The organism is Streptomyces vinaceus, from assembly GCF_008704935.1.
Taxonomy (GTDB): domain Bacteria; phylum Actinomycetota; class Actinomycetes; order Streptomycetales; family Streptomycetaceae; genus Streptomyces; species Streptomyces vinaceus.
Genome location: NZ_CP023692.1, coordinates 524,176 through 540,206 on the forward strand (window position 1 = coordinate 524,176; position 16,031 = coordinate 540,206).

The window sequence follows — 16,031 nt, forward strand, 5'->3', positions numbered from 1 at the left end:
GTGGTGTGCGGGGCCATGGGCGCGGTCGTTCCCGCTCCCTAGGGTTCAGCCATGACGAGCCAACTTCCTTTTCTGCGGGAGCGCGTGGCGCTGGTGACCGGCGGCGGCAGCGGTATCGGCCGGGCCTGCGCGATCGCCCTGGCCGAGGCGGGCGCCGCCGTGCACGTGGTCGACATCGCGGAGGAGTCGGCCAGGTCCGTCGCCGCCCTCGTCGGCGGGCAGGCGCACTTCGTCGACCTCGCGGACCCGGCCTCGATCGAGGGGCTGCCGGCAGCGGTGGACATCCTGGTCAACAGTGCGGGCCTGCAACACGTCGCCCCCATCACCGAGTTCCCGGCCGAGCGGTTCACCCTGATCCAGCAGGTGATGGTCACCGCGCCGTTCCTGCTGCTGCGCCACGTGCTGCCGCACATGTACGCCGCAGGCTGGGGGCGGGTGGTGAACGTCTCCAGCGCCCACGGGCTGCGGGCCAGCGCCTACAAGTCCGCCTACGTGGCCGCCAAGCACGGGCTGGAGGGGCTGAGCAAGGTCGCCGCGGTCGAGGGCGCCCCGTACGGGGTGACGAGCAACTGCATCAGTCCCGGCTACGTCCGTACTCCCCTGGTCGAGGCGCAGATCGAGCAGCAGGCCGCCGCGCACGGGATCGGCCCCGGCGAGGTGGTGTCGCAGGTGCTGCTCGGTCGGTCCGCGATCAAGCGGCTGATCGAGCCGGAGGAGGTCGCGGCGGCGGCGGTGTGGCTGTGCGGGCCGCACGCCGGCTATCTCACGGGAGCCTCGCTCCCCCTCGATGGTGGCTGGACGGCCACCTGAATTTAACTACCGACCAGTAGACAAGGGGTTCGATCGTACGGATTCTGGCTCCGTACATGTCAATTTCAGCCCCTGAGGAGCGCCCCCACATGCGCAGCACCCGCGCCCGCGCCCGCCTGCTCGGCACCGCAACCGCCACGGCCGCGGCCACCGTCGTCCTGATGCTGGCCCCCGCCGCCTCCGCCGAGGCCGCACCCGCTCCCGTCCCCGCCCCGGCGGCGGCCCCGGCCGCGGCCACCGCCTCCGCTCCCGGCGGGAACGCGCTGCTGCGCGGTGTCGACTACGGCACGTGGAAGCGCGACGTGGCGGCGGTCATGGCCACGGCCCGCCCCTACGTCGAGCAGCGGATCGCCCAGTCGCCCGCGGGCGAGAAGCCCGCGATCGTCCTCGACATCGACAACTCCTCCCTGGAGACGGACTTCCACTGGTTCTGGACGTTCCCGACGCCGGCGATCTCCGAGGTCCGCGACCTGACCCGGTACGCGAACGAGCACGGCGTGGCCGTCTTCTTCGTCACCGCCCGCCCCGGGATCATCCAGTCCCTCACCGAGCACAACCTGAAGGCGGTCGGCTACCCGGTCACGGGCCTGTACGTCCGCGACCTGCCCGACCTCTTCGACGAGGTCAGCGCGTACAAGACGGGCAAGCGCGCCGAGATCGAGGGCCGCGGCTACACGATCATCGCCAACATCGGCAACAACGACAGCGACCTGGTCGGCGGCCACGCGGAGCGCACCTTCAAGCTGCCGGACTACGACGGCAAGCTCTCCTAGCCGGCTCCGGTGCCGGCCGCCCGCGCAGGACGCGGGTGCCCGGCACCGGACCATCCGCGGCCGTTCACGGGAGGACCCGGCCGCCCTCAGGCGGGGCGGACCCCGTCGCACGTGATGCGCAGATGGCGGGGGCCGCGCAGGACCGCGTTCTGCCGGTAGGGCGGCGGGTCCTCGACCAGGCGCGGGTTCTCCAGGCGCCGGACGAGCTCGGTCAGCGCGAGCTGCGCCTCCAGCCGGGCCAGCGGGGCGCCGAAGCAGCTGTGGATGCCGCTGCCGAGGCCCAGGTGCTGGATGTCCTTGCGGTACGGGTCGAAGCGGTCCGGGTTCTCGAAGCGGTGCGGGTCCCGGTTGCCGGAGGCGAGGATCAGCCACATCGAGGAGCCCTTGGGGATGGTGACCCCGCCGACCTCGATGTCCACGAGCGGGGTGCGCTGCGGCAGCAGCTGCACCGGCGGCTCGAACCGCAGCAGTTCCTCCACCAGGGGCACGGCGAGGTCGGGCGTCTCGCGCAGCTGCTGGAGGACGTCCGGGTTGCGCAGCAGGGTCAGCATCCCGTTGGTGATGAGGTTGACCGTCGTCTCGTGGCCCGCGATGAGCAGCAGGGCCGCGGTGCTCAGCAGCTCCATCGTGCTCATCGTCTCGTCCTGGCCGTGTCCGACGGCCAGTTGGGAGAGCATGTCCTCGCCGGGGTTCTTGCGGCGCTCCTCGATCAGCCCGGCCAGGTACATGCCGAGTTCCATGCGGGCGTCGTGGGTCTTCTTCTCCCGCTCCTTCGGATCGGCGTCGGGATCGGGGTCCAGGCTCGCGGCCAGGGTGTCCGCCCAGACGTGGAAGCGGGCCTCGTCCTCGCGCGGTACCCCGAGCAGCCGGCAGATCATGGTGACGGGGAACGGGTAGGCGAACTGGTCGACCAGGTCGATCCGTTCCGGGTCGCCGAGGTTGTCGATCAGTCCGGTGACGGTGGTGTGAAGGAAGCCGCGCATGTCGTCGACGCGGTGCGGGGAGTGCGGCGGCCCGAAGGGGCGGTTGGTCATCCGGCGCAGCCGGTCGTGCTCGGGCGGGTCCAGTTTGAGGAAGCTGGGCGGCAGGGCCGCGGCCCCCTCGTCCTCCGCCCCGGCCAGCGGGTCCCCTGCGTTCGCGGCGAGGTTGCGGGCGTCGGAGCTGAGCCGCGGGTCGTGCAGCAGGCTCTGGATGTGGTGGTACGTGCTGATGACGTACGGGCCGTCCCCGTCGTGGAAGACGGGGGTCTTGCGCAACTCCGCGTACAGGGGGTACGGGTTGGCGCGGTTCGCGTAGTCGAGGATGTCGCTCAGGATGCCTTGCTTCATGCCGGGTCCTCCGGGGGGCGGGCGGGTTGGGGGGGCCGGCGGATCACGGCCGGAGGCCCCCTAGTGCCCGGCGGGGGTGAACGTGAGGCGCCGGTCGGCCGGCGAGTATCCGCTGAGGGTGACGGTCGGTCCGTGCGTGGGCAGGGACGGGTCCGGGAAGTCCGCGGGGAGGGGCTTTTGACCTTCGGGGCGCCGGTCGACCGTGGGGAACGGCGGTGGGAAGGGCGCGGTGGTCTCGATCTGCTGCTGGTAGAACTGCAGCCAGCGCGAGTTGTCGAAGGTGACCGCCCCGATGACGCGGCCCTGGTAGCCGTACACGCCGGTGAAGCGGCGTTCGGCGCGCGAGCCCTGGGTGATCATGATCTCGGTGCCCATCGAGGGCACGCCGACCGATTTGATGCTCACCCCGAACTGCGAGGACCAGAAGGCCGGCACCCAGATGTGCGGGCGCCGCTCCGTGCTCTCGCTGAGCATGTTGTGGGCTGCGGTCTCCGCCTGGGAGACGGCGTTGCCCCAGTGCTCCAGCGACAGGAACTGGTAGCCGAAGAGCGGGTGCGGGGAGCGGGCGACGTCGCCCGCCACGAAGATGTCGTCGGTGACGATGCCGCGGATGTCGAAGGCCCGGCAGCCGGCGTCGCAGGCGATGCCGCGGGGTCCGGCGCCCAGCCCCGATCCGCTGAGCCAGTCCGTGTTGCGCTGGGCCCCGAGCGAGACGACCACGACGTCGCACTCCAGCGTGGTGCCGTCGGAGAAGTGCGCGGCGCGGACCCGGTTGGTGGAGTCGCCCTCCAGGGCCGTGACCATGATGCCGGTGCGCAGGTCGACGCCGTTCTCTCGGTGGAGTTCGGCGGCGACCGCGCCGATGACCCCGCCGAGGGCGCCGACGAGGGGGGCGTCGGCGCGTTCGGCGACGGTGACCTCCAGTCCGCGCTCGCGGCAGGCGGAGGCGATCTCGGAGCCGGTGAACCCGGCGCCGATGACCAGGACCCGGCGCGGGCCCTCGTCGAACCGCCGGGCCAGGGCCGCGCCGTCGTCGCGGGTCCGCAGGACGTACACCCCGTCGAGCTCCGCCTCGGCCGGGTTGGGCCAGGGCCGGGCGCGGACGCCGGTGGCGATCAGCAGCCGGTCGTAGGGCACTTCGTCCCCGTCGGCGAGCTTGACCCGCCGGGCCGCCATGTCGAGGCCGCTGGCCGCCACGCCGAGTCGCCATTCGGCCTCGATGTCGCGGCGGCGTGGCAGCTCGGTGCGCTCGGCCGTACCCATGCCCAGCAGCGCCTGCTTGGACAGGGGCGGGCGGTCGTACGGCTGGTACGGCTCGTCGCCGATCATGGTGAGCGAGCCCTTGAAACCCTTCTCGCGCAGGGTCTCGGCACCGCGCAGCCCGGCGAGGGAGGCGCCGACGACCACGATCCGGCCGTTCGCCTTGAGGTGCTCCAGGGCGGTGTCAGCCATCGGAGGCCTCCCCCGCCGAGCGCGCGGCTCCGGGCGCGGTCGCGGCCATGTCCAGCTCGTCCACGAGGATCGCCTGTACGGGGCAGGCGGCGACGGCCTGGGCCACGCGCTCGCGGTGGGCGTCCTGCGCCTGCGGATCGTAGAGCAGGCCCTCGTCTCCGTGCATCGCGAAGACGTCGGGTGCGAGGAAGGCGCACTGTGCGTACCCCTGGCACCGGTTGAGATCGACGACAAGCCTCAGCAAGGTCCGGTCCTTTCGTTGGCCCCCTCCGGCTCCCCGGCCAGCGTGCGGCCCGCGCGGCGGGTCGGCCCGTCCGGCGAGCCCATCGGAGTGACGGCCGCGGCGGAGGGTCACGCGGAGTGGCGGGCGGTGCGCAGGATGTACAGGCTGATGAGCAGCGCCCAGGCCGGGAAGACGAGCTCGCAGTACGGCACGGTGGAGCCCACGACCAGCAGGAGCAGCCCGGCCAGGGTCCCGATCACCACCAGGGGTCTGGGCAGGACCCCGAGTTTGCGCCCGAGGGTCGAGGTCGCGAGGACGAAGACGGCCGCCATCCGCATCCCGTACGTCGTGAGCAGCGTGTACGCGAAATGCCGGCCGAAGCCCGTGGGGTCCTCGGCGTCGAGCACGGTCCCGGCGGCGGCGACCGCGCCGAAGAGGCAGGCGACGAAGACCAGTCCGCTGCCCAGGAACACGGTGGCGATGAACCGGTCCTCGGCGTCCCCGGTGTGCTCGCGCAGTGCGCCCATGAACCACAGGAAGGCGATGCCCGCGAACGGGACGAGCTCGGTCGCGGTCTGCAGTGCCCCCCGCTTGCCCGGGACGATCTCCTCCTCGCCGCCGCCCCCCTCGGGCAGGGCGATCCGGGCGAGCACGATCGCCGCCGCGAGCAGGACGGCGAAGACGATCCCCGCCAGCCCCGCGGCCTTCGGGGTGCTCAGGGCCTGTTGCCGGGTCCGCCCCGGTGCTCCCTCTGTCATCCCTCCAGCAAGCCGTCCGCCGGCCCCTCGTGCCAGCGGGGCAGTGCGGCCGGGTGACGCCCGGGCCGGTCCGCGCGGGGGCCGGCCCGGGCGCCGGGGGCCCCTCAGGTGGCCGTGATCAGGACGCTGCCGGGCTCCCCCGCCCCCTCCTCCCGCTGCGGCGCCGTAGGGGAGCCGCCGGCGCCGGAACCGGTGCCGGCCACGATCAGGGCCAGCAGTACGGCCGCGGCCTCGCTCTGCAGGATCCGGGCGGCCTGCCCGAGCCGGTGCGGGTCCGGGGCCGGGATGGACAGGGCCAGGCATTCGGCGTTGGGGCCCGAGGTGATCGGGACGGCCGCGCACATCGTGCCCACGGCGTACTCCTGGAGGTCCAGCAGGGGCTCGCCCGGCCGGCGGGTGTCGAGCTGCCGGAAGAGGTCTTCCTGCCGGGTGAGGGTGTGGGCGGTGAACCGCGCCGCCCGGTGCCGGGACAGGTGGTCCTTGCGGCCTGCGGGTCCGAGCTGCGCCAGCAGGGCCTTGCCCACGGCCGAGGCGTGGGCGGCGGCCCGGAAGTCGACCCACTCGTCCACGAGCGGTGTCGCGGGGCCGTCGGCGTACTGGGTGATGCAGACCTCGCCGTCGGTGTAGCGGGCCACGTAGACGGCCGCGCCGACCGCGTCCCGGACCCAGGCGAGGGTCTCCTGCAGGTGTCCGCTCCCGTCGCCGGACGCCGCCCCGGTCAGTAAGAGCGCCCGGCCCGCGATGTACGCGCCGGGTCCGGCCGGGGCCGCCAGGTTCGCCCGTACGAGCTGCTCCATCACCCGGGCCAGCACCAGTTGGGGCAGCCGCGTCTCGCGGGCGATCTGGGCGAGGCTCACCCCGCCCGAGTACCGGCCCACGACCTCCAGGACGCGCAGCGCCCGGTGGACGGCCTCCATCGCGACCGGAGCAGGACGTCCCCCGGACGCGCCGCGCGCCCTTCCGGTCGGCTGCGGGTGCCTGAGGGCTTCGAGCGCCCAGGCGTTCGCCTCGTCCGTCAGGTGCAGGATGTCCAGCCGCGCGTGCTGGGCGATGGCCACGGCCACGTGCGGGCCGAGGAGGTACACCTCCCCCTGGTCCTGGTCCTCGCTCCAGCTCAGGGCCGTCACGGCCCGCCGGAGCCGGGCGGGCAGCCGGTACGGGGGCCGCCCGCCGTGCCCCCTCACCGCCGTGAGGGCGGTCAGGTCCTGGGTGCTGATGGGCGGCGAGGTCCAGATGACCGAGGCTCCGAGGGCCTCCTCCAGGTTCTCCGGGACCTCCGGCAGGTGCGCCAGCCCCTCGTCCGGGGGCAGGGCCTCGGCCATCGCCCTCCAGTGCCGGGCGGTGTCCACCTCGGCGCGCGCGAGGTGGTGGAGGTGCAGGAGGCGCGCGGCGGTCCGCGAACCGGCCCCGGCCGCGTACTGGAACCAGAACTGGGCGCCCTCCATCCGGTCGGCCAGGTGCAGGAGGGCGCCGAACAGCAGCGCCGGCTGCGCGCCGTGCGGCCAGTTGGAGGCGGCCAGGGCCAGCTCGGCGAAGGACCGGCTCTCGGCCAGCGACCAGGCCAGGTCGTCGAGCGCCCGCGCGGCCCGTACGTGGCAGGCCGCGTCGAGGACGAGGTCGTCGGCCGTGGTGGGCGCGAGCGCGGGCAGCTGCGCGCGGCCGGCGAGGGAGGCCGGCGCCGGGAAGCCGCGGCCGGGGGCGCCGCTCGCCGAGCGGGCCCGGTCCGCCGCGATGCGGCGGGCGATGCGACGCCGGGCGGCGTCCTCGTCGTAGCCCGCGTACTCCTCGACGAGCACCTCGGCCCCCTCCAGGGCCGCCGCCAGCTTCTCCCCCGGCACGGCGTCGGGTTCGGCCGTCATGTCGCTCACTGGCCCTTCTCCTCTCCAGGCGCCCAGTCCGCCCCGAGTTTCTGGGACAGGATTCGGCTCGCGCCTCGAATGTGCGAACGGACCGCCGCGGGCGAGATCCCCATCATCCGGCCGACGGTGCCGTTGTCGTACCCCAACAGGAAGGCCAGCAACACCACGTCGTAGTGGCGATCGGGCAGGCACGCGATCGCCGCGTACAGGCCCAGCTTGGCCTCCAGCAGTTCCATGCGGTGCCGGGAGGCGCGGCGCAGGGCGGCGAACCAGGCCGTCTCGACCATGGCGGCCGGCCGGCCGAGGAGCGCGAGGCGGCGCGCGACGTGTTCGCGCAGCACCGCCCAGGCGAAGCCGTGCAGGCTCGCTTCCTTCAGCGCCTGGCGCCACACCTTCAGCAGGAAGGTGAACACGTCGTCGACGACGTCCTCGGCGTCCTGCCGGGAGCCCAGTTGCAGGTGGGCGTAGCGCAGGTAGGCGCGGTGGTGCTGGGAGTGGAACGCGCAGAACTCGACCGGAAGCACGCCGGCCAGCTCGCTGGAGACCGCCCGGTCCCCGGACGGGTCGAACTCGCCCTCACTCATGCGCTCCTCCAGGGATGCCGGTCGTCGCCGGTACGGGCGGTCGCGGTCCGGGTCCTCGCACCCGGCAGGCGCGGGTGTCTGCGGACGGCGTCGATCGCGTCGAAAGCGCCGAGTATCGGCACGGGAGTGAAGGTCTGGACAGGTTTCACGTCGGCGGAAAGCCTTCCGGTGAAGTGAGCGGAACGGGCATGCCTGCCCCCCACATCCAGCGGCCGGTCGGACCGGCCGCTCCCCCAACACCACCCCATCGGAAAAGACGCCCGAATGTGCACGGCTGTCGACGGAAATCTTTCGGGAAATGGCGCATCTGATCCGCTGCGCGCCCCCCTGGCCGCCGCGTACGCCCCTCAGGACCCGCAGGGGACGGGGCCTACTCCACGATCAGGTCGGCCCGGCTGCGGCCGGCCGCGATCAGGCGGGCGTTCGCCTCGTCCGAGCGCGCCACCCACTCCTCGGCGTCGGCCGGCGCCTTCCCGTGCCGTACGTGGCGCTCGACCAGCCTCCGTACGCGCAGGGTGTCGTCGGGGGCGAGGAACCAGACCTCGTCGAGCAGCGCCCGCAGCCCCGCCCACTGCCCCGCCCCGTACAGCAGGTAGTTGCCCTCGGTGATCACCAGGCGTACGGCCGGGTCGACGGGGATGCTCCCGGCGATGGGCTCCTCCAGCGCCCGGTCGAACGCGGGGGCGTAGACGACGGCGGGCGCGGGCGCGCGCAGCCGGGCCAGCAGCGCCGCGTACCCGGCGACGTCGAAGGTGTCCGGGGCGCCCTTGCGGTCGGCCCGTCCCAGGCGCTCCAGTTCGGCCTGGGCCAGGTGGAACCCGTCCATCGGCACGACCACGGCCCGCTCCGGCCCGAGGGCCCTCGCAAGGCGGCCGGCGAGGGTGGACTTGCCTGCCCCGGGCGGCCCCGCGATGCCGAGGATCCGGCGGGTGTCCGTGGCCGCGAGCACCCGGGCCCGCGCCTCCAGTTCGCTGAACTCCATGCCCCCATCCTGCCCGTCAGGGAGGCGGGGGCGGGTGGGGGTCGGTGCCGACGCGGGCGATGAGCAGGGCGATGTCGTCGTCGGCCGAGGCCGGGACCAGCTGCGTGATCAGCGCGTCGCACAACTGGTCCAGCGAGCCGGAGGGTTCGGCGAGCAGCCGGGTCAGTTCGGCGAGGCGTACGTCGATGTCGCTGCCGCGCGCCTCGACCAGGCCGTCGGTGTACATGACGAGGAGGCTGCCCGGGGGCAGGTCCAGGTCGGTGGTGGAGTACGTGGTCCCCCCGACGCCCAGCGGGGTGCCGGGCGGCAGGTCGAGGAGGCGGACCGTGCCGTCGGGGCGGACGGTCGCGGGCGGCGGGTGCCCGGCGCGGGTGATGCGGCAGCGGCCGCTCGCCGGGTCGATGACGGCGTACAGGAAGGTGGCGATCATCGGATCGGCCAGGTCGTCCAGGGTCGCCTCCAGCTGGTGCATCAGCGCCTCGGGGGCCAGGTCGAGCCGGGCGAGGGCGCGCACGCTGGCGGAGAGCCGTCCCATGACCGCCGCGGCCGCGATGCCGTGGCCCATGACGTCGCCGATCAGCAGGGCGGCCTTGCCGCCCGGGAGCGGCAGGACGTCGTACCAGTCGCCGCCGATCTCGTTGACGTCGCTGGCCGGCAGGTAGCGGTGGGCGACCTCGATGCCGGGCGGCGGGGTGATGTGCTGGGGCAGCATGCTGCGCTGGAGGACGACGGCGGTCTCGTGTTCGCGGTGGTAGAGGCGCGCGTTGTCGATGCTGACGGCGGCGCGGGCGGCGAGCTCGCCGGCGAGCGTGACGTCCTCGGGCCCGAACGGGCCGACGGGGCTGGTGCGGTAGAAGGTCGCGACGCCGAGCACGAGGTCCCGCGCGATCAGCGGGGCCATCATGAACGAGTGCACGCCGACGGGCAGGAGCTGCGCCGGTTTGCTCGTGTGGCGTGCCGCGGAGGCGACGGTCTGCTCGTCCAGGTGCGCGATCAGGAAGGGCCTGCGGGCGCCCAGCGCCGTGGTGTAGGGGGCGGCCGCCGGGAAGACGAGGGTCCTGCCGAGCGGGGCGAGGATGCCGATGACGGCGGAGCCGGTCAGCGGGGCCTTGCCCAGGCGGCGCAGGGCAACGCCCCCGGCGAGCCCCGGGCCGGGCTCGTCACCGCGCGCGAGGGTGTCCAGTACGTCCACGGTGGCGGCGTCGGCGAGCTGCGGTACGGCGAGGTCGGCGAGCTCCTGCGCGGTGCGCTCCAGCTCCAGGCTGGCGCCGATGCGGGCGCTGGCCTCGCTGAGCAGCGCCAGCCTGCGGCGGCCGGCCTCGGCCTCGGTGTGGTCGCGCTGCTGCTCGGTGACGTCGAGCAGGGAGGCGATCACGCCGATCGGGCGGCCGCCGGGGTCCTCGACGCGGACGTACGAGCACGACCAGACCCGGTCCCGGGAGGGCTCGGCGGGGGTGCGCCCCGAGCGGCGGCGGTCCAGTACCGGTTCCCCGGTGAGCAGGACCTGGCGCATCGCGTCCTCCATGTCCTCCGCGTTGACCTCCGGCAGGAGCTGCGTGAGGCGCCGTCCGACGTGGGCGGACTCCGGGAGGCCGTTCATGGCTTCCAGGGCCGGGTTGACCTGGAGGAACCGCAGCTGGGTGTCGAGGATGGCGATGCCGACGGGTGAGCGGGCGAACAGCCCGTCCCACACCGCCGAGGAGCCCCGGATCCGGCGGGCCGCGTGGGCGTCGGCGGCGAAGACGAGGACCGAGGAGGAGCCGTGGCGCCGGCCGGGCACCGGACAGGCCCAGATCTCCAGCTCCAGCGGGTGCCCGTCCTGGTGCCAGGCCGTCACGGTGCCCATCACCCCGCGTCCGGTGACGGCGGTCTCCCACAGGGCGCGGCCGAGGCTGCGGTCGGCCCCCGGGTGGAGGAGCTCGGCGATGTGCCGGCCGACGATCTGCGGCGGGGCGTAGCCCAGCAGCTCCTGCGCCGCGCGGTTCCAGCGGACGATCGTCCCGTCGGCGCCGGTGGCCAGCTGCGCCACGGGCAGGGAGCCGAGCCAGCCTCCGGCGTCCTGGGCGGCCCCGCTGATCAGATCCTCGATGGGCGTCTGCTCGGTCATGGCGCACCTTCCACACCCCCATGGTCGCCCTGCCCGCCCGGGGCCGCTTCCCGGCGCGGCGAGGGGTGGGCGGGGGCGCGGGCGGACGGGCGGGGCCGACGCGGCGGTCAGGGGCGGGCGAGGACCGCCACGGCGTTGTGGCCGCCGAACCCGAAGGAATTGCTGACCGCGACCTGTCCGGCGTGCGGCCTGGCCTCCGCGCCGACCACGTCGATCTCCGTCCCGGGGTCGGCCTCGGCCAGCCCGGCCGTGGGCGGAACGATTCCCTCGGCCAGCGCCAGGACGGTCAGGGCCGCCTCGACGGCGCCCGCGGCCCCGAGGGTGTGGCCCAGGGCCCCCTTGGCGGAGGTGACCGGCGGCCGGTGGGGGAAGACGCGGCTCAGGACGGCGGCCTCGATGGCGTCGTTCTGCCGGGTCGAGGTGCCGTGCGCGTTGACGTGGCCGACCTCCGCGGGGCCGATCCCGGCGTCCGCGAGGGCGGCGCGGACGGCCTGCTCGGCTCCGCGGCCTCCGGGGTGCGGGGCCACCAGGTGGTGGGCGTCCGTGGAGGCGGCGTGGCCGATGAGACGGGCGAGGGGCCGGGCCGCCCGGGCGGCGGCGTGGGCGGGCCGCTCCAGGACCAGCGCGCCGGCGCCCTCGGCGACGACGAAGCCGTCCCGCGTGGCGTCGAAGGGACGCGATCCGGTGTCCGACACCGCTCCCAGCTGGGCGAAGCCCGTGACCATGAGCCGGGTGACGGAGGCGTCGGCGCCGCAGACGAGGGCGATGTCGCACCGGCCGGCCGCCAGCAGGTCGCGGGCGAGGCCGAGGGCGGTGGTGCCCGAGGCGCAGGCCGTGGAGGTGGCCAGGGTGGGACCGGTCACCCCGAAGCGCAGCGCGATGTTGGCACAGGTCATGTTGAGCAGGTAGCCGGGGAGGAAGTACGGGGAGACGAACTCCGGTCCCCGCTCCCCGAGGCGGGCGAGCGCCCTGTCCTGGGTGCGCAGGCCTCCGGTGCTGCCGCCCGTGACGACGGCGACCCGGTCGCCGTCCCATTCCCCCGGGTCCAGCCCGGCCTGGTCGAGCGCCTGGGCGACGGCCACCAGGCCGAACCGGTCGACGGGGTCCAGGTGGGCGGAGCCGCGCCGGCGCAGGACCGGGTGGTCCAGCTCCGGTACGCGGCAGCTGAGCGAGACGGGCAGACCGCGCAGCTCGGGGTCGGGGGCGGCGGTGGCGCGGCCGGCGCGGACCGCCGACCACGTCGTGTCCCGGTCGCACCCGGCCGCGGTGACCAGCCCGAGCCCGGTCACGACCGCCTCGGGGCGTCCGGTCAACGGTCCGTCAGCCGTGCGTCGACGGAGGCGGCGAACTCGTCGAGGGTGGCGGCGCGCAGCTCCTCCTCGTCGACCTTGACCCCGAGCGTTTCGTGAACGGCGATGGCCATTTCGACGATCATGAGCGAATCGATCAGCAGGTCGCTCATCGGCGCACTCCCCCGTACCTCTTCGGAGGGGACTTCGAACTTTTCGACGAGCAGTTCGCTGATCACGTCGAGGACGGATTCCGGTGCGGAAGTGGTCACGGCATCTCTCATTTGCGGTATCGGTGCGACGGAAGCACGGTGATGAGGACGGGCCTTCTCGTGCTCAAATAGGTACCACGGCAGGGTATTTACTCAAAACCCGTCCCTGTCCGGCTTGTTGATGATTCGGAATGCGAGAGTGGGGATCATTCGTGTCGGAAAGCATGACCGATGTGATCGAGGTGGCCGGAGCCGAGCTCAGGAATGTGAAGCGGCTGGTGGCAGATGCCGGTGAAGGCGCCTGGGACCGCTTCCTGGACTGGCTCGTGGACGACTACTTCCGGCTGGAAGTGGCCGGGTTGGAGAACATCCCGGCCGAGGGGCCCGCCGTCGTCGTCGCCAACCACTCGGGCGCATGGGGACTCGACGCCTTCGTCCTCCAGAAGGTTTTCGCCCGCGGCCTCGCACGGCCCCTGCGCGTTCCCGCGGCGCCCCTGGTCTTCCGATTCCCGGTCGTCGGCGCCTATGCCCGGAAGAAGGGCGCCATTCCGCTCGATCCGACGCTGGGAATGGAACACCTGACCGCCGGGGAACTCGTCGGAGTGTTTCCCGAGGGGATTTCCGGTCTGGAAAAGCCCTTCCGCAAGCGCTACCAACTCCGGCCGTTCAGCCCCGGGTTCGCCGTGACCGCCGTCCGTGCGGGCGCCCCCGTGGTCCCGGTGTCCGTCATCGGCGCCGAGGAGGCGTGCCCCCGGCTCGGCGAGATCCCGGCCCTGGCACGCCTCCTCGACCTCCCCTGTTTCCCGCTCACGACGGTCTTCCCGCTGCCCGCGAAGTGGCTCGTGACCGTCGGCGAGCCGATTCCCGCGCCGCCCCGGCCCGAGTCCTACACCGCCCGGGCGGCCGCGGCCCGCCGACTGTGCGCCGCCTCGCAGGCCGCCGTACAGGCCCTGGTGGACCGGGAACGGCGCAGGCGGGACACACCGTTCTGGTAGACCGCACGGAGCGCGCGGGCCGGGGCCACCTCACCCGCCCCGGCCGCACCCGGCGGCGGCCGCACCCACTCACCCGCCCTCGGCCACCGCCCGCACCTCGGGCCAGACCACGGTGGTCGAACCCCAGGCCAGGCCCGCCCCGTACGCGGTGAGCGCCACCCGCAGGCCCGGCGAGAGCGTCCCGGCGGCGGCCGCCTGGGCGAGCAGTACGGGCACCGAGGCGGCCGCCGTGTTCCCGTACTGCTCGATGTGCGACAGCACCCGCCCCGGCGCCAGGCCCAGTTCGGCGGTGAGCCCGTCCAGGATCCGCTGGTTGGCCTGATGGGCGACCACCATGTCGAGATCGCCGAGCAGCCACCCGGCCCGGTCCACGGCCCGCGTCACGGAGTCGCACATGCCGACGACGGCCTGCTTGCGCACGGCGGGCCCGTCCATCCGGAAGTACGGCGAGAACTCCTCTCCCGGAGAAGCCAGTTGGCGCTTGCGCGCCCGCGCACCTCCGCCGGGGACCTCCAGCAGGTCGGCCTGCGCCCCGTCGCTGCCCAGGTCGAAGGGGCCGAGGGAACCGGGGGCGCCGGCCTCGCCCGCGCACAGCACCACCGCTCCCGCCCCGTCGCCGAAGATGGCCGCCATCAGCCAGTCCTGGGGATCCAGGAACGCGCTGAACACGTCCGAGGCGACGAGCAGGACCCTCTCGAAGGCCCCGGAGGTGATCATCGAGGAGGCCAGGCCCAGCCCGTACAGGAACCCGCTGCAGCCCGATGCGATGTCGAACGCGGGCACCGTGCCCAGGCCGAGCCGCGCCGCCACCTCCGGGGCCCCGGCCGGGAGGAGCCGGTCCGGGGAGATGGTGGCCAGGACGACCGCGTCGACCGCGGACGCCCCGGCCGCGGTCAGCGCGTGCCGGCCGGCCCGTACCGCGAGGTCGACCGTGGCCTCCCCGTCCGCGACGCGCCGGTTCGCCACGCCGATGCGGGCCCGGATCCACTCGTCGCCGAGGGGCCGCCGCCCGCACAGTTCGGCGTTGGTCAGGACGCGCGGGGGCACGTACGCGCCGAGCCCCGCGAGGACCGCGCCGCGGCCGGACGCCGCCGCGGGCGCGGGCGGCAGTACGGGCGGGGATGCCGAGGTGTCCATGGATCCGTCCTCTCAGTCCGTCAGCCGCTTCGCCGCCCGACGTACGCCGTCGGCGGCCCTGGCACACCGTTCGGCGTGGTCCAGCAGGGCCGTGCGGTACCGCTCGCCCTCCTCGTCGGCGTTCCAGCCGCTGTTCCCGGCGCAGGCGGCGAGGCTCTGCGCGTGCCGCTCCAGCCGGTCGGCGCTGGCGTGCGCGAGGGCCCCGTACGCCGCCGGGGCGTAGCCGAACGCCGAGACGGGGACCGCCGTGGGCAGGGTGACGCCCACCCGTCCGTCGTCGGGCGGGGCGGCGCGGTCCTCCAGCGCCACCACCAGCGTGCGCGGATCGAGCGTGTCCGGGAGCCGGTCCGCGGTGAACAGCGGGGCGATCAGCAGCGGACGGACCGCCTCGGTGAGGGCGCTCACGACGTGCCCGGCGACGAGGGCGGCGAACCGCGTCGCCGCGCACCCGGTCGGCGCCCCGCACAGCGGCGGCATCCCGCAGGCCCCCTCGGCGGCGGAGGGTCCGGCCGGCGCCGGGTCCGGCAGGCCCTCGCCGTCCAGGCCGCGCAGCCAGCCGGGCACGCGCAGGATCTCGGTCCCGGCTTCGACCGCCAGGTCCTGCCAGACGAAGTCCGACCGTACGGGGTACACGGCCGCGGCCACCGGCGGCCACCGGCGCAGCGCCTCGGCCACGGCCGCCTCCGGGGAGGCGGCGGCGCCCACGGCGAGCAGGGCCAGCGCCTGGAGCACGGTGTCGGCACAGGCCTGGGAGACCAGCGCGAGCGCGTGCGCGACGGCCGGTGCGGCGGCGTCCGGATCCGCCGCCTCGCGCCCGGTCCCCCGTGCCAGGAGCCGGCCCGTCAGGGAGGCGGGGTCCGGGTCGGCCAGGTGCGGTGCCAGCCGGCGCCGCAGGGCCTCGGCGCGGCCCTCGTACGACCGGGTGCCGGCGGCCGCGGTGGCCGCGGCGAGCACCTCGCTGAGCAGCGTGTCCTGGGCGGCGGCGGAGCCCGCCACCACGCGCCGGCTCAGCCTCAGCATGCCGCGCTGCCAGTCGGACCGGTCCAGCGTGCCGTCCCCGCGCCGGGCCGCGATCACCCGGCCCACGTCCTCGGCCAGCAGGGCGCCGAGTTCGGCGGCCGGTACGGCCGCGTCGCGCGGCAGCGGTACGTGGGGCGACAGGCCGTACCGCTCCCCGCCGGCCGTGAGACCGACCGCGGGTGCGAGCGCCCCCGCCTCGTCGGACGCCGCGAGCAGGCCCGCGGCGTCGGCCGCGGCCAGCGGCAGGAGGAACGGTCCGAAGGGGGTGCGCAGTTGCACCGGGCGTCCGGACCGGGTACGTCGCAGGAAGCCCAGCAGCGCGCGCGTCGCCCCGTCCCGGGTCAGCAGGTCCAGCCCGAGGGCGCGGGCCGGGGCGTCCACCCAGGGCAGGCGCTGGGCGGCCATCGCCGCGCTGAACAGGGCGTTCTCCAGGGGCCAGGCCGTGGCGGGGCGTCGCGGCGCGGTGGCCGGGAGCGGGGCGTCGGCGGTGGTCATCGGTCGG

14 protein-coding genes and 1 pseudogene are annotated in these 16,031 nt (G+C 74.5%); 3 read left to right on the forward strand and 12 right to left on the reverse strand.

What is annotated here, in order from left to right; translation table 11 throughout:
- Window positions 1–51 precede the first annotated feature (51 nt).
- Together CP980_RS02495 and CP980_RS02500 are read left to right on the forward strand one after the other, a co-directional pair.
- Window positions 52–810 carry a 3-hydroxybutyrate dehydrogenase gene (locus tag CP980_RS02495; RefSeq protein ID WP_150492468.1) on the forward strand — a complete coding sequence of 253 codons (759 nt, stop codon included), beginning with the start codon at window positions 52–54 and terminating at the stop codon, window positions 808–810.
- 89 nt (window positions 811–899) lie between these two features.
- The gene (locus CP980_RS02500; RefSeq protein WP_229907432.1) at window positions 900–1,583 is read left to right on the forward strand and encodes an HAD family acid phosphatase; all 684 of its coding nucleotides are present in this window, start codon (window positions 900–902) and stop codon (window positions 1,581–1,583) included.
- 86 nt (window positions 1,584–1,669) lie between these two features.
- Here CP980_RS02500 and CP980_RS02505 read toward each other — a convergent pair whose 3' ends face one another.
- The 10 genes and pseudogenes from CP980_RS02505 to CP980_RS02550 all read right to left on the reverse strand — a co-directional run bounded on the left by CP980_RS02505 (window position 1,670) and on the right by CP980_RS02550 (window position 12,437).
- Window positions 1,670–2,911 (reverse strand): cytochrome P450, encoded by a 1,242-nt coding sequence (locus tag CP980_RS02505; protein ID WP_150492469.1) that lies wholly within the window; start codon window positions 2,909–2,911, stop codon window positions 1,670–1,672.
- Between the two features lie 60 nt (window positions 2,912–2,971).
- Window positions 2,972–4,363 (reverse strand): NAD(P)/FAD-dependent oxidoreductase, encoded by a 1,392-nt coding sequence (locus CP980_RS02510; RefSeq protein WP_150492470.1) that lies wholly within the window; start codon window positions 4,361–4,363, stop codon window positions 2,972–2,974.
- Window positions 4,356–4,604, reverse strand: a complete 249-nt coding sequence (locus CP980_RS02515) for a ferredoxin (RefSeq protein ID WP_150530085.1) — start codon at window positions 4,602–4,604, stop codon at window positions 4,356–4,358. Before CP980_RS02515 ends, CP980_RS02510 begins: the two co-directional genes overlap by 8 nt.
- Window positions 4,605–4,714: 110 nt before the next feature.
- Window positions 4,715–5,344 carry a hypothetical protein gene (locus CP980_RS02520; protein WP_150492471.1) on the reverse strand — a complete coding sequence of 210 codons (630 nt, stop codon included), beginning with the start codon at window positions 5,342–5,344 and terminating at the stop codon, window positions 4,715–4,717.
- Between the two features lie 200 nt (window positions 5,345–5,544).
- Window positions 5,545–6,261 (reverse strand): annotated as a pseudogene (locus tag CP980_RS35755) (IclR family transcriptional regulator); the annotation flags it as partial.
- 947 nt (window positions 6,262–7,208) lie between these two features.
- On the reverse strand, window positions 7,209–7,787 hold the full coding sequence (locus CP980_RS02530) for an RNA polymerase sigma factor (RefSeq protein WP_229907431.1): 579 nt from the start codon (window positions 7,785–7,787) through the stop codon (window positions 7,209–7,211).
- Window positions 7,788–8,157: 370 nt separating this feature from the next.
- Complete coding sequence (locus tag CP980_RS02535) at window positions 8,158–8,769, reverse strand: nucleoside/nucleotide kinase family protein (protein WP_150492472.1); 612 nt, start codon at window positions 8,767–8,769, stop codon at window positions 8,158–8,160.
- Between the two features lie 16 nt (window positions 8,770–8,785).
- Window positions 8,786–10,876: a SpoIIE family protein phosphatase gene (locus CP980_RS02540; RefSeq protein WP_132753593.1), complete on the reverse strand. Its 2,091-nt coding sequence runs from the start codon at window positions 10,874–10,876 to the stop codon at window positions 8,786–8,788.
- Window positions 10,877–10,983: 107 nt separating this feature from the next.
- Entirely contained in the window at window positions 10,984–12,189 is a 1,206-nt protein-coding gene (locus CP980_RS02545) for a beta-ketoacyl-[acyl-carrier-protein] synthase family protein (protein WP_189999153.1), read from the reverse strand.
- A complete protein-coding gene (locus tag CP980_RS02550) occupies window positions 12,186–12,437 on the reverse strand; it encodes an acyl carrier protein (RefSeq protein ID WP_167535773.1) in 252 nt (83 codons plus the stop codon). Before CP980_RS02550 ends, CP980_RS02545 begins: the two co-directional genes overlap by 4 nt.
- Window positions 12,438–12,589: 152 nt before the next feature.
- Here CP980_RS02550 and CP980_RS36310 point away from each other — a divergent pair, with 152 nt between their 5' ends.
- The gene (locus tag CP980_RS36310) at window positions 12,590–13,372 is read left to right on the forward strand and encodes a lysophospholipid acyltransferase family protein (protein WP_167535774.1); all 783 of its coding nucleotides are present in this window, start codon (window positions 12,590–12,592) and stop codon (window positions 13,370–13,372) included.
- 69 nt (window positions 13,373–13,441) lie between these two features.
- Here the strand turns inward: CP980_RS36310 and CP980_RS02560 are convergent, their stop codons facing one another.
- Window positions 13,442–14,509 (reverse strand): beta-ketoacyl-ACP synthase 3, encoded by a 1,068-nt coding sequence (locus CP980_RS02560; RefSeq protein ID WP_150492475.1) that lies wholly within the window; start codon window positions 14,507–14,509, stop codon window positions 13,442–13,444.
- Between the two features lie 12 nt (window positions 14,510–14,521).
- The gene (locus CP980_RS02565; RefSeq protein ID WP_150492476.1) at window positions 14,522–16,024 is read right to left on the reverse strand and encodes a cytochrome P450 family protein; all 1,503 of its coding nucleotides are present in this window, start codon (window positions 16,022–16,024) and stop codon (window positions 14,522–14,524) included.
- Between the last annotated feature and the right edge of the window lie 7 nt (window positions 16,025–16,031).